Origin of the sequence: Helicobacter saguini, assembly GCF_000762875.2 — a bacterium.
Taxonomy (GTDB): Bacteria; Campylobacterota; Campylobacteria; order Campylobacterales; family Helicobacteraceae; genus Helicobacter_A; species Helicobacter_A saguini.
In genome coordinates this window covers 21,032-43,847 of record NZ_JRMP02000001.1, presented here as the reverse complement: position 1 = coordinate 43,847, position 22,816 = coordinate 21,032, and the positions used below count along the sequence as shown (strand labels likewise).

Annotated in this window: 21 protein-coding genes; 8 read left to right on the top strand and 13 right to left on the bottom strand. The window is 33.4% G+C overall.

Features of this window, described 5'->3' with window-relative positions; genetic code table 11:
* Nucleotides 1-41 precede the first annotated feature (41 nt).
* The 3 genes from LS64_RS00205 to LS64_RS00195 all read right to left on the bottom strand — a co-directional run bounded on the left by LS64_RS00205 (nucleotide 42) and on the right by LS64_RS00195 (nucleotide 2,563).
* On the bottom strand, nucleotides 42-1,292 hold the full coding sequence (locus LS64_RS00205; protein WP_034570522.1) for an ArsS family sensor histidine kinase: 1,251 nt from the start codon (nucleotides 1,290-1,292) through the stop codon (nucleotides 42-44).
* A 45-nt stretch (nucleotides 1,293-1,337) separates the two neighbouring features.
* Nucleotides 1,338-1,862 carry a hypothetical protein gene (locus tag LS64_RS00200; RefSeq protein ID WP_034570525.1) on the bottom strand — a complete coding sequence of 175 codons (525 nt, stop codon included), beginning with the start codon at nucleotides 1,860-1,862 and terminating at the stop codon, nucleotides 1,338-1,340.
* 266 nt (nucleotides 1,863-2,128) lie between these two features.
* Complete coding sequence (locus LS64_RS00195) at nucleotides 2,129-2,563, bottom strand: Dps family protein (RefSeq protein ID WP_034570528.1); 435 nt, start codon at nucleotides 2,561-2,563, stop codon at nucleotides 2,129-2,131.
* A gap of 220 nt (nucleotides 2,564-2,783) precedes the next feature.
* On the opposite strand from LS64_RS00195, the gene LS64_RS00190 reads away from it, so the two are divergent.
* Both LS64_RS00190 and LS64_RS00185 read left to right on the top strand, forming a co-directional pair.
* The gene (locus tag LS64_RS00190) at nucleotides 2,784-3,806 is read left to right on the top strand and encodes an aspartate-semialdehyde dehydrogenase (RefSeq protein WP_034570531.1); all 1,023 of its coding nucleotides are present in this window, start codon (nucleotides 2,784-2,786) and stop codon (nucleotides 3,804-3,806) included.
* Nucleotides 3,807-3,853: 47 nt separating this feature from the next.
* Nucleotides 3,854-4,696 carry a 3'-5' exonuclease gene (locus LS64_RS00185; protein ID WP_064773692.1) on the top strand — a complete coding sequence of 281 codons (843 nt, stop codon included), beginning with the start codon at nucleotides 3,854-3,856 and terminating at the stop codon, nucleotides 4,694-4,696.
* Nucleotides 4,697-4,699: 3 nt separating this feature from the next.
* On the opposite strand, the gene LS64_RS00180 is transcribed toward LS64_RS00185, so the two are convergent.
* Nucleotides 4,700-5,974 carry an adenylosuccinate synthase gene (locus LS64_RS00180; RefSeq protein ID WP_034570535.1) on the bottom strand — a complete coding sequence of 425 codons (1,275 nt, stop codon included), beginning with the start codon at nucleotides 5,972-5,974 and terminating at the stop codon, nucleotides 4,700-4,702.
* 3 nt (nucleotides 5,975-5,977) lie between these two features.
* Entirely contained in the window at nucleotides 5,978-6,832 is an 855-nt protein-coding gene (locus LS64_RS00175) for an ATP phosphoribosyltransferase regulatory subunit (RefSeq protein ID WP_034570538.1), read from the bottom strand.
* A 212-nt stretch (nucleotides 6,833-7,044) separates the two neighbouring features.
* On the opposite strand from LS64_RS00175, the gene LS64_RS00170 reads away from it, so the two are divergent.
* Both LS64_RS00170 and glmS read left to right on the top strand, forming a co-directional pair.
* On the top strand, nucleotides 7,045-7,815 hold the full coding sequence (locus tag LS64_RS00170; protein ID WP_034570540.1) for a hypothetical protein: 771 nt from the start codon (nucleotides 7,045-7,047) through the stop codon (nucleotides 7,813-7,815).
* 31 nt (nucleotides 7,816-7,846) lie between these two features.
* On the top strand, nucleotides 7,847-10,084 hold the full coding sequence (gene glmS / locus LS64_RS00165; RefSeq protein ID WP_237416212.1) for a glutamine--fructose-6-phosphate transaminase (isomerizing): 2,238 nt from the start codon (nucleotides 7,847-7,849) through the stop codon (nucleotides 10,082-10,084).
* Nucleotide 10,085: 1 nt separating this feature from the next.
* Here glmS and LS64_RS00160 read toward each other — a convergent pair whose 3' ends face one another.
* Nucleotides 10,086-11,333, bottom strand: coding sequence for an aminotransferase class I/II-fold pyridoxal phosphate-dependent enzyme (locus LS64_RS00160; RefSeq protein ID WP_034570543.1), 1,248 nt, complete (start codon nucleotides 11,331-11,333; stop codon nucleotides 10,086-10,088).
* A 74-nt stretch (nucleotides 11,334-11,407) separates the two neighbouring features.
* Here LS64_RS00160 and LS64_RS00155 point away from each other — a divergent pair, with 74 nt between their 5' ends.
* The 3 genes from LS64_RS00155 to LS64_RS00145 are packed head-to-tail and all read left to right on the top strand — an operon-like array spanning nucleotide 11,408 to nucleotide 13,920.
* Nucleotides 11,408-11,965: a phosphatase PAP2 family protein gene (locus tag LS64_RS00155; protein ID WP_052062357.1), complete on the top strand. Its 558-nt coding sequence runs from the start codon at nucleotides 11,408-11,410 to the stop codon at nucleotides 11,963-11,965.
* Complete coding sequence (locus LS64_RS00150; protein ID WP_034570546.1) at nucleotides 11,952-12,668, top strand: hypothetical protein; 717 nt, start codon at nucleotides 11,952-11,954, stop codon at nucleotides 12,666-12,668. The genes LS64_RS00155 and LS64_RS00150 overlap by 14 nt, the downstream gene beginning before the upstream one ends.
* A 7-nt stretch (nucleotides 12,669-12,675) precedes the next feature.
* Nucleotides 12,676-13,920: a hypothetical protein gene (locus tag LS64_RS00145; RefSeq protein ID WP_052062358.1), complete on the top strand. Its 1,245-nt coding sequence runs from the start codon at nucleotides 12,676-12,678 to the stop codon at nucleotides 13,918-13,920.
* Nucleotides 13,921-13,965: 45 nt separating this feature from the next.
* On the opposite strand, the gene LS64_RS00140 is transcribed toward LS64_RS00145, so the two are convergent.
* Entirely contained in the window at nucleotides 13,966-14,574 is a 609-nt protein-coding gene (locus LS64_RS00140) for a LysE/ArgO family amino acid transporter (RefSeq protein WP_034570549.1), read from the bottom strand.
* Nucleotides 14,575-14,703: 129 nt separating this feature from the next.
* Between LS64_RS00140 and LS64_RS00135 the strand changes: the two genes are divergently transcribed.
* Nucleotides 14,704-15,789 carry an FkbM family methyltransferase gene (locus tag LS64_RS00135; RefSeq protein ID WP_052062308.1) on the top strand — a complete coding sequence of 362 codons (1,086 nt, stop codon included), beginning with the start codon at nucleotides 14,704-14,706 and terminating at the stop codon, nucleotides 15,787-15,789.
* Nucleotides 15,790-15,923: 134 nt separating this feature from the next.
* Here the strand turns inward: LS64_RS00135 and secY are convergent, their stop codons facing one another.
* From secY to LS64_RS00105, 6 genes are all read right to left on the bottom strand, one after another.
* Entirely contained in the window at nucleotides 15,924-17,183 is a 1,260-nt protein-coding gene (secY, locus tag LS64_RS00130; RefSeq protein ID WP_034569706.1) for a preprotein translocase subunit SecY, read from the bottom strand.
* A 517-nt stretch (nucleotides 17,184-17,700) separates the two neighbouring features.
* A complete protein-coding gene (locus LS64_RS00125) occupies nucleotides 17,701-18,072 on the bottom strand; it encodes a hypothetical protein (protein ID WP_034569708.1) in 372 nt (123 codons plus the stop codon).
* Between the two features lie 212 nt (nucleotides 18,073-18,284).
* The gene (locus LS64_RS00120; RefSeq protein WP_034569710.1) at nucleotides 18,285-18,875 is read right to left on the bottom strand and encodes a hypothetical protein; all 591 of its coding nucleotides are present in this window, start codon (nucleotides 18,873-18,875) and stop codon (nucleotides 18,285-18,287) included.
* A 27-nt stretch (nucleotides 18,876-18,902) separates the two neighbouring features.
* Nucleotides 18,903-20,819, bottom strand: coding sequence for a hypothetical protein (locus LS64_RS00115; RefSeq protein ID WP_118949039.1), 1,917 nt, complete (start codon nucleotides 20,817-20,819; stop codon nucleotides 18,903-18,905).
* Nucleotides 20,819-21,928 (bottom strand): DNA methyltransferase, encoded by a 1,110-nt coding sequence (locus LS64_RS00110; protein WP_034569444.1) that lies wholly within the window; start codon nucleotides 21,926-21,928, stop codon nucleotides 20,819-20,821. Before LS64_RS00110 ends, LS64_RS00115 begins: the two co-directional genes overlap by 1 nt.
* A complete protein-coding gene (locus LS64_RS00105; RefSeq protein ID WP_034569441.1) occupies nucleotides 21,925-22,764 on the bottom strand; it encodes a DNA methyltransferase in 840 nt (279 codons plus the stop codon). Before LS64_RS00105 ends, LS64_RS00110 begins: the two co-directional genes overlap by 4 nt.
* Nucleotides 22,765-22,816: the final 52 nt, after the last annotated feature.

The following is a 22,816-nucleotide window of genomic DNA, read 5'->3' as shown; positions in this document are numbered from 1 at the left end:
TTTTTAAAGATTCTTAGAATCTATATTGCTAAATATTTTCTCTATCTCCCAATCTCGCAGTAGTTTTCTACAATGCAATCGTGGATTAGGAAAATGTTATAGCCATCTAAATAGTGATATGTAAGGCGGAAGTTTTGTGCATCAAGTGTGCTTTTTACAATATACATCCCTAGCCCAAAGCCTTGCGACATAGGATTTTTTATATCCTTAAAATAGGGCTTAAAATATTCGTTTATATCAAGTTTCAGCCGCTCCCCTTTATTTTTGACAATCAAATCTTGCCCTTTAGATTCTATAATCACTTGCTTATTTTCGCTATATTTTATCGCATTATCCGCTAGATTCTTTATTGCAAGTGAAAATAAATCCACATCCACTTTCAGCAAATCATTATTAGAATCTAGTAGCACATTATTTTGCGTAGCTTTATCTAAAATTAGCATTTCTATAACTTTATCTACAAGCTCACTTAGCATTATCTCAACTTTTTTGACATTATATGTTTGACTAGCTAACTCTTCTACTTTTGCAAATTCATTAATCAAAGTATTTAGTCGCTCAAAAACACTACACAAACGCTCTTTTTGCTTAGGATTACTTAGCATTTCAGCGATGATTCTACCCTTTGTAATGGGCGTTTTAAGCTCGTGCATAACGCTTCTAAGAAACAAGAAACGCGACTCATCTACCGCATTAATCTTGCCCACACAGCGATTAAATTCCCGCACAAGCTCACCTATCTCATCTTGATTTGTTACGCCATATTTAATCTTGCGGAAAACATTCTCACGGCTCATTTCTATAATCTCATACTTGATATAATTTAGCGGGATAAGCCGCTTCATAATAGTAATATATATCACAATTAGCAATATACAGCCCAAAAGCGTGATAGTATAATACTTACTCCAGCTAAAAGTGCTAGAATCTTTATATACAATGAAATTTTTATGCGTCCTAAGCGTAATATAAATATCATCGCCATCTTGAGTGATACCTATATTAAACGCACCGACTTTTGGAACTTTTGTATCTTCTAGTAGCCTTTTTTTAATATCATTTGTGAGTGCTACTTCATGGAAATTCTCCTCTTCTAAGAAGTTTTTAATATCTTGCAAACTCGCATTAAACTGCCGCATACGCCCTATCGCGCTAACTAATGTATTGTATTGCTTTATAGAATCTAGACTTGGCTGCACCTTTGCATAAAAAAGTGAAATAACCAAAAAGCTAATAAACGCAAAAGCAAAAAGCAAAGTGATTTGAAAAAAAATGGAGGTGTTTTTCCACATATTATTCTCGTTTTGATATAGAATCTTTTTTAAGATTCTATAAGATTATTTAAATTTATTGTCTGGATTAGAGAGAATCGCTTTTCTAGAGCTTTCCATTAAGTCATTGTCTATGGATTGCTCTTTATTTTCTGTATCATTAAGTATATCATCTATATCATCATCTATTACATCTAGGAAATTAGGGTCATTTTTTGCTAGGTCAAGCAAATTTAATGAATTCATAAACACACAAGCTTGAGGCAATATAGAATTTGTGCTAGGCAAATAAATTTGTATAATGCTAGAAAAAGGGATTATCACATTGGTAGCAAAATTATCCTTGCCAAATCCCGCTTCGAAGCTAAGTTCATCATCAAAGATTTCAATTGATTCAAATGTAAAACCAGCTAAAATAAAATCAATTATAGGGTGAAAGCCTTGCTTAATTTCATGTGGTAAGGGTGGATTAAATTTCACGGAACTGGTCTTACATTGCAGTGAAAAATGTGTGTTAGAGTGAAGCAAAGCGTTTATTATTTGTTCGCTATGTTTTGTTAATAAACTTCTTAGATTCTGTAAGTTTTTCATTGTTTCTCTTTTTTTGTGTTTTTGGAATTATACATAAAAAGTTTTTAAAAGCATAAATTGTAATTTTATTGCTAATATATTTTTGTATTTTTAAACAATTTAGAATCTACTTTTATTGTTTTATCAATAAAAACTCATTCCAACTATAACACACAACACATAACACATTTAAAAGTTTATCCGCATACTTAAAATATACTATTATGTTAAATATTTAGATTCTGTTTAGAATCTAATATTAAATCTATTATTGCAAATTTTAATCTTTATGCAAGTTGGGCTTTTAGCATCCAAATTGCCTTTTCTAAATGCGCGATTTGAGAATCTGCCAAGCCTTGCGTTGTGCTATCTTCTTTTTCAGCGGCGACAATTGAAAGCTTTTGAAACTTACCCAAAAAATATTCATAATCTTTTAAAATCGCCTCCAAAACATCCTTTGATTTAAAATCACTTTTGCTTTCCTCTTTGATTTTAGCCGCTTTGAGTGCTGATTCTAGCGTCACATAGGGCGTTTCACCTAGCTGGATAATGCGTTCCGCCACATCATCAAAAACATCCGCAAATTCCTCATAAATCTTTTCAGTTGCCGCATGCACCTGCGGAAAATCCTTGCCTTTCACATTCCAGTGAAAATTATGCACTTTCATAAAAAACACGATTGAATCCGCCTGCAACTGCTTTAAAATCTTGACTTGTTCCATATTTTCATCCTTTAAATAAAATGTAGATTCTATGATTGTAACATAAAATAGAAACAAGTTAGCAATTTTATATGCTCTTTGTTATAAATTTATATATTTATTAGTTTTCATAATATGTTATATTCAAAACTCTAAAATAAGATTACTTTAAATATTTTAAGTAAAATTATTAAAATTTTTAATCTATGTAATCTTGTAACACAAAAAACGGAGAGAAACCATGCAAGAAAAAAAATACAATGTCGCTATTGTCGGTGCTAGCGGTGCGGTAGGCGAGGAGCTATTATTGCTTTTAGAGCAGCGAAATTTCCCCATTAAAAACATTATCCCCCTTGCAAGTAGCCGCAGTATTGGGCGTAGCGTGACTTTCAAGGGCAAGGAATACCCTATTTTAGAGACTACGCACGATATTTTTAGGCAACAAAATGTGGAGATTGCCTTTTTTAGCGCGGGTGGCAGCGTGAGTAAGGAATACGCGAAAAGTGCGATAAATGCGGGTGCGCTTGTCATTGACAACACGAGCCACTTTCGCATGGATAAGGATGTGCCACTTGTCGTCCCTGAGGTAAATCCGGGCGACATTCGCAAGGATTCTAAGCTGATTGCTAATCCAAACTGCTCCACGATTCAAATGGTGCATATTTTATCGCCGTTAAATAGGGCGTTTGGCGGCATTACACGTGTGGATGTTAGCACTTATCAGGCGGTTAGTGGCGCGGGGAAAAAGGGTATGGAGGAGCTAATTTTGCAAATGCAAAAGTTCTTTAATTTCGAGCTAGATTCTATCACGCCGCACGCATTTCCGCACCGCATTGCGCTTAATCTTATCCCGCATATTGATGTGTTTCTTGAAAATGACTACACAAAAGAGGAAATGAAAATGGTAAATGAAACGCAAAAGATTATGCACACGGACTTTGCGGTATCCGCGACTTGCGTGCGTGTGCCGATTTTGCGTAGTCATAGCGAGAGTTTGAGTATTCGGTTTAGGGACGCGGTCGATGTTGGTAAAGCGCGTGAAATCTTAGAATCTAGCGAGGCGGTAGTCCTGCTTGATAAGCCTAGTGAGAATAAATATCCTATGCCAATAATTGCCACGGATACCGATGAGACCTATGTGGGACGCATTCGCGTGGATAATTTTGATAAGAAAATCTTGCACCTTTTTTGCGTAGCTGACCAAGTGCGCGTGGGCGCTGCAACAAACGCCATTAAAATCGCTGAGAAGTGGATAAAGTTATAGAATCTAATATCCTTAATCATATACTTCTTTAAATCTTAAGGACCAAAATGCTAAACAATAAATACGATAGATATTTTGCTTTATGTGATAATCTTCCGCTAGATATAGAATCTTTTTGTGATGAAATAACACAAATTTTTAGCGAATATGACGGGCTAGAAAATGACTGCATTATCGAAGTTATGATAGGAAATAACGCTCCATTTTTTAGGACAAAGGACAATAAAATCGATATAAATACTAAGATAAAAACACTGCAAGATTCTACCCTGTGCTTTGTAGATATTGAAGCGACAGGGACAAAAAATGTCCAAAGTGGGCAGATTATTGAAATCGGTGCGTTAAAAGTGCGAAATAACGAGATTATCGATACGTTTGAGAGTTTTGTGTATAGCCCTTATGTGCCAGAAGATATTGTCGCACTCACAGGCATTACATCTTATATGCTTGAGAATGCACCAAAGATTGGGCGTGTGCTAAAGGATTTTAGAATCTTTCTAGCCGATAGCGTGTTTGTCGCGCATAATGTGAGCTTTGATTATAATTTTATAAGTGATAGTTTGGCGTATTATGGGCTGCCTTGTTTGCTAAATGCGAGATTTTGCACGGTTGATTTAAGTCGCAGAGTGATACCATCCACTAAACATTCGCTATCTTTTCTTAATGAAATGTTAGGTATAAATAATTTTACAAGCCACAGGGCGTTAGCCGATGCGATTACATCTTATGAAATATATAAAATCTGCACATTAAGTCTGCCAAAAAGTATAGAATCCGCGCAAGATTTAATCAACTTTAGCAAAGGAAAAATCACCTATCCAAAACGCGCCACAAGTAAAAACACCTTGACAAAGCATACAAGCAAGTATGAATTAGGTAATGCAATTTAATAATTATCGCGCGATTAAATCCTCGCGTTCAGGGCTTGTGGAAATATAGGCGATTTTGCAGCCTACAAAGTCTTCTATGAAATTTATATAGTTTTGCGCTTCTGGTGGTAAATCATCAAACTTGCGAATACCACGCACGCTCCCAGCCCAGCCTACAAACTCTTTATATATCGGGTCTACGTCTAAATCATCTGGCACATACTCTATCTCTTCATTATGATAGCGATATTTCACACACGCATTTATGTATTCAAAATTATCTAGCACATCTATTTTCATTAGGGCTAATTTCGTGCAGCCATTTAGCCGCACTGCGTGACGCAACGCTACTAAGTCTAGCCAACCACAGCGACGTGGTCTGCCCGTTGTCGCGCCAAACTCATGTCCTTTTTCTTGCAATTTCTCGCCTAGCTCATTTTCTAGTAGTTCAGTTGGAAACTCACCATTACCCACACGCGTGCAATATGCTTTTGCCACGCCGATTACTTCACCTATATCGCTAGTGTTTAGCCCTGTGCCGCTTAGCGCCCCTGCGATACTTGTCGTGCTACTTGTAACGAATGGATATGTGCCGTGGTCAATATCTAGCATACTGCCTTGCGCTCCTTCTAATAGAATCTTTTTGCCCTGCTTTTGTGCATCCCAAAGTAGCAAAGTAGTATCGGTTATAAAGGGCTTAAAACGTGCCGCAAAACCGCTTAGCTCCGCCATTATAGAATCTAGATTCAAATTATTATTTGGCAAACGAGAAGATATAGAATCTAAATTCGCCTTTATCTTAGAACGCAAAGATTCTAAGCGATATAAATCCCCGATTTGAATCCCACATCTTGAGATTTTATCCGCATACGCTGGTCCTATGCCCTTGCCTGTCGTGCCTATTGCCTTTGTGCGATTTTTCTCATTTGCATTATCTAGTAAAATGTGATATGGTAAAATGATATGCGCTTTATTTGAAATAAAAAGCCGCCCTACTAAAGGGCTTTTCTCTGCAATATCGCCCTTAGAATCAAAGCTCTCCTCAAACTGATTCATCTCCATATCTAGCTCACCTAAGTCAATTACCACGCCATTTGCAAGCACATTCTTACAATTTTTATACAAGATTCCACTAGGGAGCAGGTGCAAAGTGTAGGTTTTACCATCAACGACTATTGTGTGTCCTGCGTTATTCCCCCCTTGATACCGCACGACATACTCAAACTTAGAAGCCAAGTTATCAACAATCTTACCCTTGCCCTCATCGCCCCATTGAATACCTAAAATAACATCAGCCATATTCTATCCTTTCAATTTATTTTGCTTTAGCAAACGATACACAACGCTATCTGTGTAGATTCCAAAGCCACAACTCTGCGTATTATCAACGCAATATTTTCCACCGGCTAAAAAAGTGCTATTATCCAAAAACATCTTAAAAAACAAATCATCATAATAATCCACCGGCGCACAAAGCAGGGGCGAACAAAGTGTGTTTTCATACCCACAAGCGCAAAAATGGATTAAAGATTCTATATCTTCTTTTAGGAAATGCGGCATAGTCCTTTTAGCAGATTCTAAATCTTTTAAATTATTTACAAGCAAGAGTCTAGCAATAAAATCTATACTTTGCAATTTTTCCACATTTAATCTTGTAAAATATTCGTAATCTAAGCCAGATTCTAAAGCGCACTTTTTAGCAATCTTAGTATTTGTGATTTGCAAAATAGGCTTAATATCTAGCTTTTCAAATATCGCTATGGCTAAATCTATCATTTTTGGCATTTCTTTTTCATCAAGGCACTCCGCACCTATTTGATTATACTCAAAGGTAGGATAGCTAAAGACAGGCTGGATATAGAACCATTTTTTTTGATTAGTGCTACGACCTAGCCTTTTTGTGATTATGCGAATGACGTCTATTGTGCTATCATTTCGCATTGATACTTGATAGTTATTCTCGCTACTTAGGCTTATCACATCGCGGTTTAGAAAGCTTTTTTGATGCTGCTGAAAGACAAATATAGGCGTGGTAATCTCGCTAAAATCGCTCTCATAAAACAAACTCGCACAAAGATTCTCAACATCTCGCTTTAACCTAGCTGACAAGCCAAAGTGTAGCTTACTGCCTTTTGGAATCTCATGCTCTAAAATCATTGCCTTTAGCCTTTGTGTTTGAAATTCATAAGCTAGAATTATAATTTGTTGTTGTTAATAAAAGGTGTTTTACCTCTATGAATTTTAATAGTTGTGGTATCGAATAGAATCTTAATGTAATTGTGATAAATTTATCACTACAAAACATTTTTTAATTGAAAAATAAAACTTTTTTGATAGCATTTTATATCTTAAACGTTGAAAGGATGTATATGGCTTGGGTAAAGAATATTTGCATTATGCTTATTGCTTTAACTTTATTTGCTGGCGGGATTTTGTTTTATATATTTGTCATTGAAAAATGGAATGGCAAGGATGTTGTTAAAACTGACGAAATGAATATAACTCAAAATATATCAATTAAAAAGAGTGTAATGCCTAGCACATTTCAAGGAAATATCGAAATTGTAGGGACTAATAAGTTAAGAGAATTAGACAATATAGATTCTAAACAAAAAAATAGAATAACGCAGGATTTTAATAGTATTATTACTGCTATTAAGGAATATTCAAATATTTGTAATGGCGGTGGTTATTCTCTTGGATTAAAAGATTATTATGATAATAATGTGCGCAAAAAAGGCTATGATGCAAGGAGTCAAATCGAATGTAAAATCAGTGAAACGCAAAAAAATTCATATAACGACTTGCTTAATAAAATTAATAAGATTATAGATTCTAATGAATATCTAGACATTGTAATTCATCCATTAAACCCCATAATTACAGAGCAAGAAAATGACAAATATATACAAGAATTACAATATGACCTACTAAGTAAAATTGATAATATTGCAAAAGAGTATGAAAAAAGATTAAATAAGACATGTAAGACATCAAATATTAACTTTGATTCTATCCATTATCCAATGCTAAAAAGTGCTAGTATGTCATTAAGCACACAAGATTCGAACATAGAGCTACCTATTACAAAAGAAGAGAATATCACAAGTAGAGCAAATGTTGTGATGGTATGTAATTAAGTTTAACTTGTAAGTTTAAATAGGAAAAAAGATGTGTGGGATTGTTGGATTTATCGGTTGTAAAGAGAAAAAAGAAGTTATTATAAATGGGCTAAAAGAGCTTGAATATCGTGGGTATGATAGTGCTGGTATGGCGGTGCTACTTACGCCTAGCCTTTCTAGTGTTTCTTTAGAATCTAATAGTAAAGATTCTAAGTTACAAAGCCTATCTAGTGTGGCTAGTAGTTTTTTAGAATCTAAGGATTCTAATTTGCAAAGCCATATTAAACCAAACACAGATTCTAAACAAAATATAGAATCTAGTTTGCAAGATTCTAAAAAAGATTCTAAAAACATAGATTATGACGATAAAACAGATTTTAAACATTCACAAAATATGGAATCTAAGAGCAAAGATTCTAAGAAAAATACAAAAGTTAAGGGCGTAGATTCTAAAGATTCTAAAAAAATACAGAATCTAGATTCTAAAAACACTGAATTTTTAGCAAATTCTCACAATGATAAAAATACAGAATCTAAAAACGCAAATTTTAAAGATTCTAAACCCTGCATAGAATCTAACAACATAGAATCTTTTCGCGCCGTAGGCAAGTTGGTTAATCTTGAAAATGAAATAGGTGAAAGCACATTCAAAGGCTTTGGCGTAGCAATCGGTCACACAAGGTGGGCAACACACGGCGCTCCAACGCAAATAAACGCCCACCCACACACCGCCACACACGCAAGTCTCGTGCATAATGGCATTATCGAAAACTACAAAGAGTTAAAAGCCGAGCTAGAAAGCAATGGCGTGAGTTTCAAAAGCCAGACAGACACCGAAGTAATCGTGCATTTGTTTGAATTTTATGCGCGTGAATTTACCCCAGAAATCGCATTTAAAAAAACAATAGAGCGTCTTAGCGGGAGTTACGCCATTTTGCTAATCACAAAGCTAGAGCCAACTAAGATTTTTTACGCACGTTTGCACTCGCCCTTAATGATAGGGATAAATAGCAAGGAAACCCTGCAAATTACGGAATCTAACACGCAAAAACCGCACGAAATATATTTCGCCAGCTCCGATGCCGCCCTTGTAGGACTTGTCGATAAAGTCGCATATATAAATGATGGCGAGTGCGGCTACATGGACATTTATAGCTTCAATACGCTAAAAAATATAGAATCTTTCAAAGCCACAAAAGGCGCGGCGCAAAAGGATGGCTACCGCTTTTTTATGGAAAAGGAAATCTATGAGCAAGAAGCGGTTTTGCTAGAGACGATGATGGGGCGCGTGAGTGAAGGTAAAATCGCCCTAGATGAGCTAGATTCTACCTTTTTTACGCGGTTTCGCAATATCGCAATTTGCGCGTGTGGGACGAGCTATCATAGCGCGTTAGTTGGCAAATATTTGATTGAGCGAAAGGCGCGTGTGCGCGTTTCTACGCATATTGCAAGTGAGTTTCGCTATGCAAAGCCTGTGCTTGATAGCGATGAGCTTTTTATCGTCATTTCGCAAAGTGGCGAGACGGCGGACACACTTCAGGCGTTAAAACTTGCCAAAGATAAGGGGCTGCCAACATTGGCGATTTGCAATGTCGATAATAGCGCGATGGTGCGGCTGGCGGACTATGCGATTTTAACGCGCGCTGGCATTGAAAAGGGCGTGGCAAGCACGAAAGCCTTTGCTACGCAGGTTATGCTACTTTGGATTTTTAGCGTTTTGCTTGGCATAAAGCGTGGGAAAATCGATAAAATCGGCGTAAAAAGCGAGATAAATGCGATGATAAACGCACAAAAAGCAACGAAAGTTGATAGCAAAATGCACGATAGGCTGAAACGCTTGTCACGGCGGTATTTGCATGGGCATGGCTTTTTTTTCATAGGGCGCGATATTTTTTATCCTTTGGCTCTTGAAGGGGCGTTAAAACTCAAAGAAATTAGCTACCTACACGCTGAAGGCTATCCTAGCGGTGAAATGAAGCACGGACCCATTGCCCTAGCTGATAGTGAGCTTTTCACCCTTGCTCTAATGCCAAAAAATCTGCTTTATGATAAGACTAAAAGCAATGTAGAAGAGCTAATTGCGCGAGATTCTACAATTTGTGCGATTACGCCTTTGGAGTTTGAACTAGCCGATGATTTAGTTAAGATTCCAAAATTTAATAGCTATATGGAAGAATTTTTTTCTATGATGGTAATCTTGCAACTACTAGCCCTAGAAATCGCCATTCGCCTAAATCGAGACGTCGATATGCCACGAAACCTAGCCAAAAGCGTAACCGTGGAGTAGACTAGAATCTAGAATCTTTTAAAATTTCAAGCAATTTTAGAATCTGTTCCCTTCTTATGTCGCAGTGTAAAGAGATTCTAAGGCGGGCGGTATTGCGTGGGACGCTTGGCTCTTTTATGGCTGGAGCGAAAATTCCGTGATTTAATAGAATCTTTGAAAGATTTAGTGCTTTTTTATTTTCGCCTAAAATTAGCGAAATGATGTGTGCATCGCCTTTTAGCGTGATTTTAGATTCTAAAAAATCGCTTTTAGAATCTAATAAAGGCAAGTTAGATTCTATAAATTCGCCTTTAGAATCTAAAAAAATCTCACCGAATTTTTCTCTAAAAAAGTTAGAAATTTCGCTTAATTTTTTTCTTTCACTTCGCATATTTAGAATTTTTTTAAAAATAAATAATGTGTAAGCCACATTAATAGGCGGCAAAGCAGTCGAAAAAATAAAGCCACGCGCCTTATTAATAAAAAAAACTTTATAGATTCTATCGCATATCACACACGCCCCGATAGAATTAATCGCCTTGCCAAAGGTAAAAATGAGAAAATCAATATCCTTTGCCAAGCCCAAATCTTGCGCCAAGCCCAAACCATCGCGACCCACAGCGCCCACACTATGCGCACAATCGATATAAAGTAGCACATTTTTACCCCTTTTTTGATACTCATTCTTAAGGTTAATTAAATCTTGCAAAGGAGCGAAATCACCATCCATACTAAAAAGCTCTTCACTTAAAATAACGATATTATCGTGCTTTGTAGCATGTGATTCAAGCAAATTTTGCAAGTCATTTATATCATTATGCGCGTATCGCTTGAAATTTGCCCTGCCAAGTTTTAAGCCATCAATGATACTTGCATGGGCAAATTTATCGCAAAGAAATATCGTATTTTGCAGCGTTACAAGGGCTTGCAAACAAGAAATATTAAGGTGATAACCGCTATTAAAAACTAAAGCATCTTTATTCTCAAACTTACTAGCTAAAAAAGATTCTAACCTTTCAAAAATACTAAAATCATTATTTAAGATTCTAGAACTACTACTAGAAAAATACAAATCTTTAGAATCTATAGAATCTAAAAACTCTTGTTTTAATAACTTATTACTCGATAAATTCAAATAATCATTACTTGATAGATTTAGAATCTTCCCATTAGAATCTTGCAAATCTTTAGAATCCAAAAACTGCTTTAAGATTCTATAATTATCATCATTTTTCAAGGCATTTAAAATATTTTCTATTTGTTTTTTCATTTTTTTCCTTTTTATTTTAAAAAAGATTCTAGAATCTTTTTTTTGTTTTGTCAAAATGATTTTTTAGGATTTATATGTTTGTCTTGCCTATTGAAATTATTTCGTTTTTTTTAAATTTAAAGCCTTTTTCACAAAGTGGGGTGGCGACTTATGGCGATATTATGCAATTTTTTATCTTTTTTATTCTAATATTTCTAATTATAAAAAAAGATAAGTTAGGAATTTTGCAGCTTTTTATATCTAGCATTATTGCTCTTGGCATTATGCTTTTACTTAAGCATTATTTTAGCACGACACTGCGATTTTATCACGAAAATATTGCGCGAATTTCCCAGCGACCCGATGTTTTGAGCGATTTTGATGGCTTTCCTAGTGGGCATACGACTGCGGCGTTTATTGCGTGTGGCTTTATTTGGGCGAAATTTGGCGTGAAATTTGGGCTAATTGCCTTTATTTTTGCCGCGTTTGTGGGGCTTTCGCGCATTTATGTGATGCGGCATACGACTTTGCAGGTGATTTGTGGGGCGATTTTGGGATTTTTCACTGCGTTTATAGTTGTAAAAAAGCTAACTTTTAAGCAAAAAAGTTCAACACAGAATCTAACTAAAAAGGAAAAAAATGCGGAAAATTAAAACTTTTTTAATCGTTGGAATCTTAATCTCATTTATCGCTTCATTTTGCGAATTAGTTTTTACAAATGATTATGAAATGTCGCAAAATAGGCAAGATTCTATGGAATCTAAGTCGCAAGATTCTAATCTTTCGCCAAACCACAATATCAATGGAGAAAATATAGAATCTAATTTGCAAGATTCTACCTTTTCATCTGCTAAACACAATATTAATGAAAAAGATTCTATAGAATCTAAAAGCCACAAAAGCACGAGCAGCACGATATTTTTCGCCGCTTCATTAATAGGACAATTTATCTTTTTAGGCGGCTTATTTTTAATCGATAGAAAAGCAAAAAGCCTTCTTTCAGGCTATTACGCGACATTAATTTGCATTTGCGTGATTTTATATTTCCTACCAAAAAGCGAAGATAACACACTCACAATCCTGCTAGTCACGCTGTTTTTCTTTTTTTTATTATATCGATATTTGCGGATATGGACGCGGCTAAGTGGCATTTCGCTTTTCATTTACAGCTTTTATGCACTTATTTTGTGTATAATTTGCGGGATTTTTGTGCTAAAGTTTGGCTTTGTGGAGGCACGCGCGGTGGCTAGTTTCATCGTGGTGTTTATGATTGCCCCAGCTTTGATTATGTATTTTAGTGCAATTTTTTCACTTAAAAGTATCACATTTCATAACTTAGAAAAAGTCATAAAGTAGGGAAAATATGGAAAATGAAATTTATGCGCCCGTTTGCATTATCGCGTATAATCGCGCCGATAAGATTAAAAAGGTTATAGAATCTTTGGCGAAAAATCACTTGGCAGACAAAACGCGTGTGTATGTTTTTAGCGATGCGCCACGTGATAGTAAAGCCGCAAAAGGCGTAGCTGAAGTGCGGGAATATTTGCGAAGCTTAGTAGCTAAAGGAAATTCTAAGGATTTAGATTCTATAGAATCTATCACAAACGAAAATACAGAATCTAGATTCTATGAAAATATCGAATCTAATAATTTAGATTCTAAAAAGTTAGAAAATATAGAATCTAAAAACCTAGATTCTATAAACACGCAAGATTCTAACAAAACACAGAATCTAGATTCTATAGAATCTAAAAACATTGATTTTAAAATCTCACAGAATCTAGATTCTAAGAATGCAAACGAAACTATAGAATCTAATAACAACCCCCCCACAATTTTACCTTTCAAAAGCATCGAAATTATACAAGCCGAACACAATTTAGGCATAAAAGATTCCATAGTAAAATACGCTAATTTTATCTTTAAAAACAAGGGCTATGACCGCTTTATAGGGCTTGAAGATGATATTGAAACGCATGAGAATTTCTTGCAGTTTATGAATGACGCGCTGCAATTTTACAAGGATAATCCGCGCATTATGGCAATCACGGCGTTTAGCCACCAAAGTGCAAACCTAAAAAGTCGCACAATTAAAAATTATAAGCAAGATGTGCTTTTTACCTACGCCTTTCATAGCTGGGGCTGGGGGACTTGGCGTGATAGATGGGAAAATATCGACTGGTCGCACGCACAGAGTTATGCGTGGTTTATGCTAAATCCGTATCATCTGGTGCGTGGCAATATCTTGTCGTGGTTTCATCTTTTCGCACTCCCACGCTCTCAAAAAAAGGGTAAAATAAGCAATCTGTGGGATATTTATCTTAGCTACATCGCCTACAAGCAAGATAAGCTAGTCGTGTGGCCTGCAAGGCGTTCTTACACGCGTAACTTTGGCTTTGATGGCAGCGGCGTGCATACTTTTAATTTTGACGCAAATATCGTAAATTTCAGCTTTGATAACCCACCAGCCCACCTGCATTTCACTAACAAAATGAATTTAGGGCTTTGGTTTAACTTTAAACTTTCAATGCTTTATGGCGTGGATGTGTGGGTCTTTGGCTTTTTTAAGATGTTTGTGAAGAAGGTTTTTAAATTTATGAAAAAGTAACGAGTTAAAACTATTTATCCTTAAAACCCTTTGGTGTTTTAGATTCTATAAATTTTTAACGACAAACACAATAAGGCTATAAACTACGCAAAGCATAATAATTATGCTAAAAATATCCATAAATTTGGAAAATTTTTTGTTTAGCAAATATTTATTTAGGGCTTTTGCAAATAGGGCAATGGAGAAAAACCACGCAAATGACGCACTTAACGCACCACATAAAAATAAAATCTTAGAATCTAAGCTAAGAGATGCCGCACCTATCACAAATATCGTGTCTAGATATACTTGTGGGTTTAGGAATGTCACGGCTAGGGCGAAAAGTAGCGTTTTTATTAATGTTGTTTTAGCTTTCTTGTTATCTTGTATATTTTCATTCTTAATAAATGATATAAATGATAAAATTGCGTAATACAGGCAAAATATAATTCCACAAAATGCGATTATCAAGGATAGAATCTTGCTTTTTGAAAAGATTTCGCCTATGCCAAACACACCCAAACTAATCAAAATGCAGTCGCTTAAAAAGAAAATCAATGCCGTAAAAAAGACATATTTTCCTAATAAACACTGCTTTAATAGCAAAAGATTTTGCGCACCTATGCTGGCTGTAAGCGATATGGTAAGCAAAAATCCTTTAAAAAATGCGAACATTTTTGTCCTTTTTGTGGGTGAATGTATGTGGTAGAAAACAACCAAAATTTATTTAATATTTACTATCTGTTTTTTTTTTTTGTATCGTAAAAATCTTAATAAATCGTAAATATCACACAAGGAGAAAACATGGGATTTAAGATTTTTAGTAAAGAGAGAAAAATAAAAAACAAAGGGCAATATATAAGGACTAGGCATATTTATAGAATCTTTAATGTGCCTATTTTCTTTCGCGATTTTAATACATCGTATTTTAAAGATTCTGTGGATAAAAGTAAGCGAATGTTATGGGGGAATTATCCGCCGCATGTGCAAATAGGCGAGTTTATACACACTAATCCTAATTTTTTTCAACGATTACGCAATCTAATTAGCAATCTAGATTCTAAAGAGGCAAAAAAGATTCTAAAAATAATCATTCGATTAAAAGAATGCTACAACACGCCAGAGCATTGCATAGAGCTGCATGATATAGATGAGAAAAAGGCTTTAGATTCTATACAAACAAATTTTTTTGATAATATCTTGCAAGTTAGCGAAAATATTTGGTGTTATGAGGGATATTTTTTACCCATTTCGCATTTTTGTATGAATGCCTTTTATCACAAGCATGGAATGCACATTTTAGAATCTAGCACACTAAAAAAGATTAGAAATAAGGATTTTATCGATGTGGGTGGCTTTGTGGGCGATAGTGCTATTATTTTTGAACGAGAATTTTGTGATAAAAAGATTCACACTTTTGAGGCGACTAAAAGTAATTTTAAGCAGCTTTTAAAGACTTTGGAGCTAAATAAATCAAGTCGAATTATTCCTATAAATAAGGGCTTGGGTGCATGTGAAAGCACTTTAGAAATAAGTGTGGCTGATGGTAGCTCAAGCCTTAAAGATGACTTAAAAGAAATTATAGAATCTAGCCATAGCGAAATGGCTAGTATCATTACTTTAGATTCTTATGTGCGTGAAAATAATGTGGATGTGGGCTTTATAAAGGTTGATATAGAAGGCTTTGAGCAGGAATTTTTAAAGGGTGCGTTTGAGACTATTAGTCGCTTTAAACCTGCGATGTTAATTAGTGTTTATCACAATTTAGATGATTTCTTTGATATTAAACCACTTATACAATCTTGGAATCTAGGCTATACATTTAAGTTTGATAAGCCAGTTGATGGCTCTATTGCATGCGAGAGTGTGATATTTTGCGAAGTGTTATGAAGGTTAGGTTTTTATAAAAAGTTACATTTATCGCGTTATGTATCGTAAGCAATGGGATTTACACGCTTTTTGCGATAAATATTTTGACAAAAGTATCCAACACCATTTTAAAATTATGAATCGATTAAAAGTCGCTACAGCCCCACGGCGCTAAGGGTTTTATATTTGCTAGTGTATAGTTGCGCTTCTATTTTACGCATAGTGTCAATGGCGACTTGCACGACAATTAAAACTGAAGTCCCACCAAAGATAAAATGCACGCCGATTCCTTTCAAAAGTAGCCAAGGCAAAGTTGAGATTATAGCCAAATACAAAGAACCCCAAAATGTAAGATGTCCAGCGACTTTATTTAGATAATTCGCCGTATTTTCTCCGGGTCGTAAGCCCGGTATATAGCCATTTTGCCGCTTTAGATTATCCGCGATATCCTTTGCGTTAAACACAATGCTTGAATAAAAATAAGCAAAAAATATGATAAATAAAAACATAATAATGTTGTAAAGATAGCCATTTGGATTAATGTAATCGCCGATTGTAGCCCATATAGAATCAGGACTTGCCTGCTGCAAAATAGTCGATGGAAAGACCAAAAGTGCGGAAGCAAAAATCGGCGGAATAACGCCGCTTAGGTTAATCTTTATAGGAATGTAATTCATTATCCGCTTATTTTGATTTTGCATTATCACTTTTCTGGCGTAAGAAATCGGCACACGTCGCTCGGCTAGCTCGATATAAATAATCACAAACACGGTCGCAATAATCACCGCAAAGACAATTAAAAGCTGGAAAATATTCTTATCACCATTGCTAACCGCGCTAAACTCGCTACCTATCGCACTTGGAATCCCTGAAACGATACCAGCAAAAATAATCAAACTAATGCCATTTCCCACGCCCTTTTGCGTGATTTGCTCCCCTATCCACATAAGTAACATCGTGCCTGTTAGCATCGAAAAGACCGCCAAAGTCACAAACAAACTCATATTATTAATCACAATCGCCCCGCCATTGCCGATGCTCCGCAGCCCATACGCCACACTCGCAGACTGCACAATGGTAATGGCAATCGTTAGATAGCGGATAATCTGCATATACTGCTGCATACCATCGCGCTCCTTTTTCATCTTGCCGATATTTGCGAAAGTCGCGGACAACAATTCCATAATGATAGACGCCGTGATATAGGGCATAATGCCTAGCGAAATGATACTCACACGCTCGACTGCATTCCCGCTAAACATATTAAAAAGCCCTAAGGCATTACTCGCATTCGCGTCAAAAAATCGCTTGATTTCTAGCCCATCAATGCCCGGAATAGGCACATAAGAGAGCATTCGATACGCAAAAAGAAAGGCTAAAGTGATAAGAATTTTATTCAAAACGGATTTGTTCATCTACTTTTTCGTCCTAAATGTAAGTTTCAAATTTGTAATTATAGTGTAAAATCTTAAATTATATACTTTTCAAAGATTTAAAATTTATAGAAATTTATAGTTAAACTTAGATATATTGTTAGACTAGATTCTAAATGTTGTATATTTCAGCTCAGCATATCAGTAAAATTAGTAATTACAAACAACATAAGGAGAAAACTCCAATGCTTTAAAGGAAGATAATGTGAAAGAATGTTCTTAACTTAACCCAAACTTCAAAGGAAATAGTATAAAACATACCTTTGATTTAAGAACAATAATCATTTAAAATGACTACGAGTGAAATTCTAGCACAAGAAAACTTAAAGTAAGTTTAAATTAATAATAATTCTTATAAATTTTAAGTATGTTATGCGTAAACATAGAATCTACATTATCTAGAAGGGCTTTGTGAATAAACCGTAACCATAAAATAACGCTAAACATCATAAACATACAACACAAAGACAAATATCGCAGTAAATATTCACAATAACACTTATTGATTTTCTTTTGTTTCTTTGCTTTGAAGTGGATTCTTAAATAATTTATCACTCTTAATTTTTTCAATAGAATCTGCAGGGTTTTTCTTAAATGCTTCAAGATTAATATCCATGAGTTTTTCCATAAGTTCAGTTTTTTTATTATCATTTAACTTAGTTATTTCTTGTTTGTATCGCTCAAATGATTTTGCTAAAGATTCTTTATGCGCGTATTCTTGCTCAAGTTTTGTATATTTATTTAAGTTAATATTTGCGGCGGTCGCTGCCCATATAAATGGTATATTTATCGTAAATCTTACTATTATTGAGACTAAATCTATGTCCTTTAAATTTCCAAAATCTATTGTCTTAAAATTAAATATTCCCATAATTACTAAAATACAAACAAACACACCAAGTGCAATATATTTATTTTTTCTAGCAAATTCTGCTTGTTGATGAAACCCTCCTGCAAGACCAGCATCACTTGATAATTCTATAACCTTTTTTGCTTCTTGCTCTATTTCATTGAAGTTATTTAATCTTGTTTCTAGCTCTTGGTTGAGAGATTTTATATTTTTTTCTTTGTCGCCAAATATTTTTACATAGAAGTCATCCAGCTTTTTTTCTTTTTATTAAATTCACTAAAACTTTCATTAAAGTCATTATATTTAGAATCTTCATTGCCTATAATTTCATTGTATTTATTAGAAAAATCATTAATTTCTTTTGCAAGTTTATCTATTTTACTTTCTTTATTATCTTTATTGGCATATAAGTCATTATAACTTTCATTTATTTTGTTATATTTATCCATAAAATTAACACTTAAATCACCATTTTGATTATTAAATATTTGATTATACGAATCGTTGAAATGTTTTAATTTATTATCCATATCTTTTATAATATTATCTGATGCTATGTCCTGTATATACTCTATTCTGTTTTTACCATTACTTTGTATGTTTGTTATAAAGTTAAAACCTTCCTGCAATTCATCTATCATTGTTTGTACTTCTTGAGTTTTATCTTTTATAGATTCTAATTCTTTATTTATAATATTTTTTAAAGATTCATCGCTTTGGGTATCAATAAAAGCTTTGTTTAATGAATAGCTTTCTCGTAATTGTTGATAAAGCTCTTGGACTTCTTTTATCTTATTTTCTAATATTGTGTCATCTTTATTCATTTATAGCCTTTTTTGTGGTAAATTGTGCTATTCTAACATAAATGATTGATTTTTATCTATCCTATAAATCCTATCTAATTTAATTGTGCCACTCAATTTATTATTATGTTTTAGTGGTTCAAAAAACTCTATTAAATCTAAATTTATAAGCGCCACATTAAATAAAATATAAGTATGCTTAGAATCTGTTTTTATATCAAAAGTAAAAATATAATCGACATTGCTTATGTCTATAAAATATTTATCATATTTTGAGCCTAAACCCAAAAATAATTCATCAAATGAGTTATTATTAAGTTTATGCAAAAAAGTATTAATGGAATCTGTGTAATTATTTTTTAAATCATTAAGTTTTTTAGAATCTTCGCCTAATTTATTTGCTAAATCTTTATTTTCGTGCAAAAAGACATAAAATTTATCTTTTTGTTTTGAGGCAATAATATCTACATAAATCCGCTTAACACTCCTACCATCGCCTATAAGTATTGCTTTATCCCCTTGAGCTCCTGGATAGCTTACTGCTAATATTTCACAACCTATTTTTCTAAAAATTTCTACACTTGCTAGGGTAATAATATCCTCTTTTGCACTCTCAAAATCAAGGGGCATTAATGGTAATGGTGTTTTGTTGGTAGTGTTTTTAAGTGTATTTAGGTATTGTGTGGCAATTTTAGGATTCCAAGTAATCTCACATAAAAGATTATTGTTATAATCACATAATCTTAAGGCTTTTGTATTGATAAATATAGATTTATATACATTGTTAGCATAAGTTTGCAAGAAATTAACAAAAATCTCATCTTTTATTTGATAATGCTCAGAATCTATTGTTACAAAAATATCACTTATGCATATTGCAATATTAAAAGTTTCTTTTGTATTGATAAATATAGATTTATATACATTGTTAGCATAAGTTTGCAAGAAATTAACAAAAATCTCATCTTTTATTTGATAATGCTCAGAATCTATTGTTACAAAAATATCACTAAAAATATCATTGATACCTATTGCAATTTTAAAAATTTCTAAGGCATTTTTAGAATCTATTCCCTGTGATATTAAGTTATTAATTTGTAATAATTTTTTGGGAGAAAATGTATCAAAAAGAGCATCGTAGCTTTCTCTGCCGCTTTGTTGCTCTCTTTGTATAATAATTTTTGAAATGGTATTATTGTTAGAAAATAACATATTCATAAAAAATAAAATCCCCCTATCAGGATCCATTGCATGTCCAAAACGATTGATTTTAACAATAATATCATCACTTTCTTTTTGGAATCTTGTAGAATCCACAAAGATATTTTTTAGATTCTCTATATTTTCAACATTGTAATATTCTGTTTTTAAAGCATTTAGCAAAGCTTTATAGACTTCATTAAAATCATCATTATTTTTAATAAGTTTTATAATATTTTTTAAAATATTGCTTATTTCAAGGCTTTTTTCTATGCAAGAGAGCTTATTTTCATTTGTAATTAACAAATTATCTTTATCCTTAAAATCCATAAAATACACCACCGCATTATTATGCAAGGCTAAATTTATCTCATATTCTAAAGATATTTTATCACCACCGCCATTCTCTCCAAAAGAATTTTTAGAATACGGAGATATTTTTAACACAGGAATTTTAAAAATACTCGCCCAAAAATATACATCACTTCTTTGCATTTTATGGTCATCAGTTGGCACGGCGGTAGAATACTCTATAAGTAAAATAGGCATCTCTTGGTTGTTAGATATGATGCTTATTGCTAAATCAAAGCTCTTTAGTTTCAAAACTTTTTGCAAAATAGAATCATTTTCTAACAATTCATTTTTAAATTTTGAAAGATAGATATTTTTAATCTTAAGACTAGAATCTATTTCTAATAGGTAATCTTTAAAGTCTAATCCTTGCTCTAAACACTCCGCATAAATTCTTATTTCATCTATTATCATTAACAACTCTTTTGAAAAACTAAGATATGTTCTTTTTTATTTTTTGTTCTATAACTTTGCATAAAAGAACGACTGGTTTTATCTAACTCACTATAAGAATAATCAATGAGTGTCCAGCACAAAGTATTTGCTAGTTTTAAGATTTCCTCTTTTGCATTGTAAATTTCCCCTTGTAATTTGCCATCACCCATTACAAGCACGATATAGCCTTTATCTTTTAAGACTATTTGACATTCTTTAAAAATTTCTAATAAATCACTATTAAATTTCTCTTTAGGGAGCTTAAGGCTTGAATACTCTCTCCTTGAGCCTATTTCATTTTGCATAGAAAACTTAACATTAAAATCAAGCCATAGCATTCTGTGCTTGTGATATAAATAATAATCGTAAGTATTTGGATAAGGTGGAGAGGTTAAAATGAGCGATATAGAATCTTTTTGTGTTTTGTGGCTTAGATTTTTTGAATTATATAAAAAAACTTCTTGTTTTGTATAGCTAGATTCTATATTTACATTTGTAAAAATTTCAATAGCGCCATACAGCTTTTCAAAAAATTTTTCATAAACATAATTTTCACTAAGATATTTTTTATCAATACTTGCATATCTTGTATCTGATTCTTGATTAGAGACTAAATTGATGATTGATGAAAAAATTAAATTTAAAAATATTTTGTAGCTTTGCTTGTTTCTGCCTAAATGATTAATGCTTGTTTTAATGTTTGATAAAGCCTGAATACAATCACTTCTAAACCAATGGTTTATATTTTCATAATATTGTAAAAAATCACTCTCTTGCACTCTAAATTGTTCGAGTCTTAAAAAATCATCTTTAGTTAAATGAAGTAATTTAGCCTGTGTGATTAAAAATGCAACATAATTTACATCAAAACCAAAAGCGTTTTTGTTTAGATATTTTGCTGCCAGCAAAGTTGTGCCAGAACCACAAAATGGGTCTAATACAATATCGTTGTCGTGTGTATATTTTGATATAAATTCTAAAGCCAAATCTATGGGAAATTTAGCTGGATATGGATGGATTCTATCTAGCCTTCTTAAATGATTCAAATCATTATATTTTGTAAAATCACTATTAAGCGGTAAAGTCATAATGTTTTCCTTAGCACCACAATAAAGGAATGATTTTGATTGACATAAAAGACACTAGGATAGCCCAGTAACACTAGCCTTCTTCTTTCATTTTGGTCCCATATAATTAAATCGTGGTATTTAAATCCAGCTTCCTGTCCTAAATTAGCAATAATGGTGTGTAAATCCACATAAGGAATTTTATTTTTGGTGTCTCTAAAGTCTTTTACCACCCATACATTGTAACCACCATTTTTTGTTTTAACAAAAAGTTTTCTCATGAGTTCTAAAACCGCTGTTTTATATTTTTCTAAATCCATATTCCCTAAATCTTTATCATAGTTAGAATAAAGTCTTGTCGTGGCATTATTATCCACTACAAAAGCAGATTTTTTATGTCTTTTAGTTCTATCTTCTAGCACTTTGTGTATTAAATTTGCATATGGGGGTGAAGTAAGTGTTAATGTAACAGAATTATTATCAACTCCATCTATTAGCTCTAAACAATCGCCCTCAATAATATCACAGCTATTATTAAAAAGCAAATTAACACAATCTTTAATAGTATTATTTGCTATATCAAAAAATTCTTTGCTTAACTCAAATCCTATAAAATTTCTTTGCAATTCTATTGCACTTAATGCGGTTGTGCCTGTTCCTAAAAAAGGGTCTAAAATTAAATCATTCTTGCGAGAATATAAAGAAATCACTCTATCGCTTAATTTTTTTGGAAATGTTGCACCATGTTTTAAGGCGTTTCTAGTTCTAGCACTTGATAAATCATTCCACACAGAACGAGAATTGATAGCCCATTCTTTTGTATTTAAATCATTAAAAGATTCTTTTTCTTTTGGCATCACAACCTACTAATTAATAAAAATTATATGATTTTAACATAAAAAAATAGGC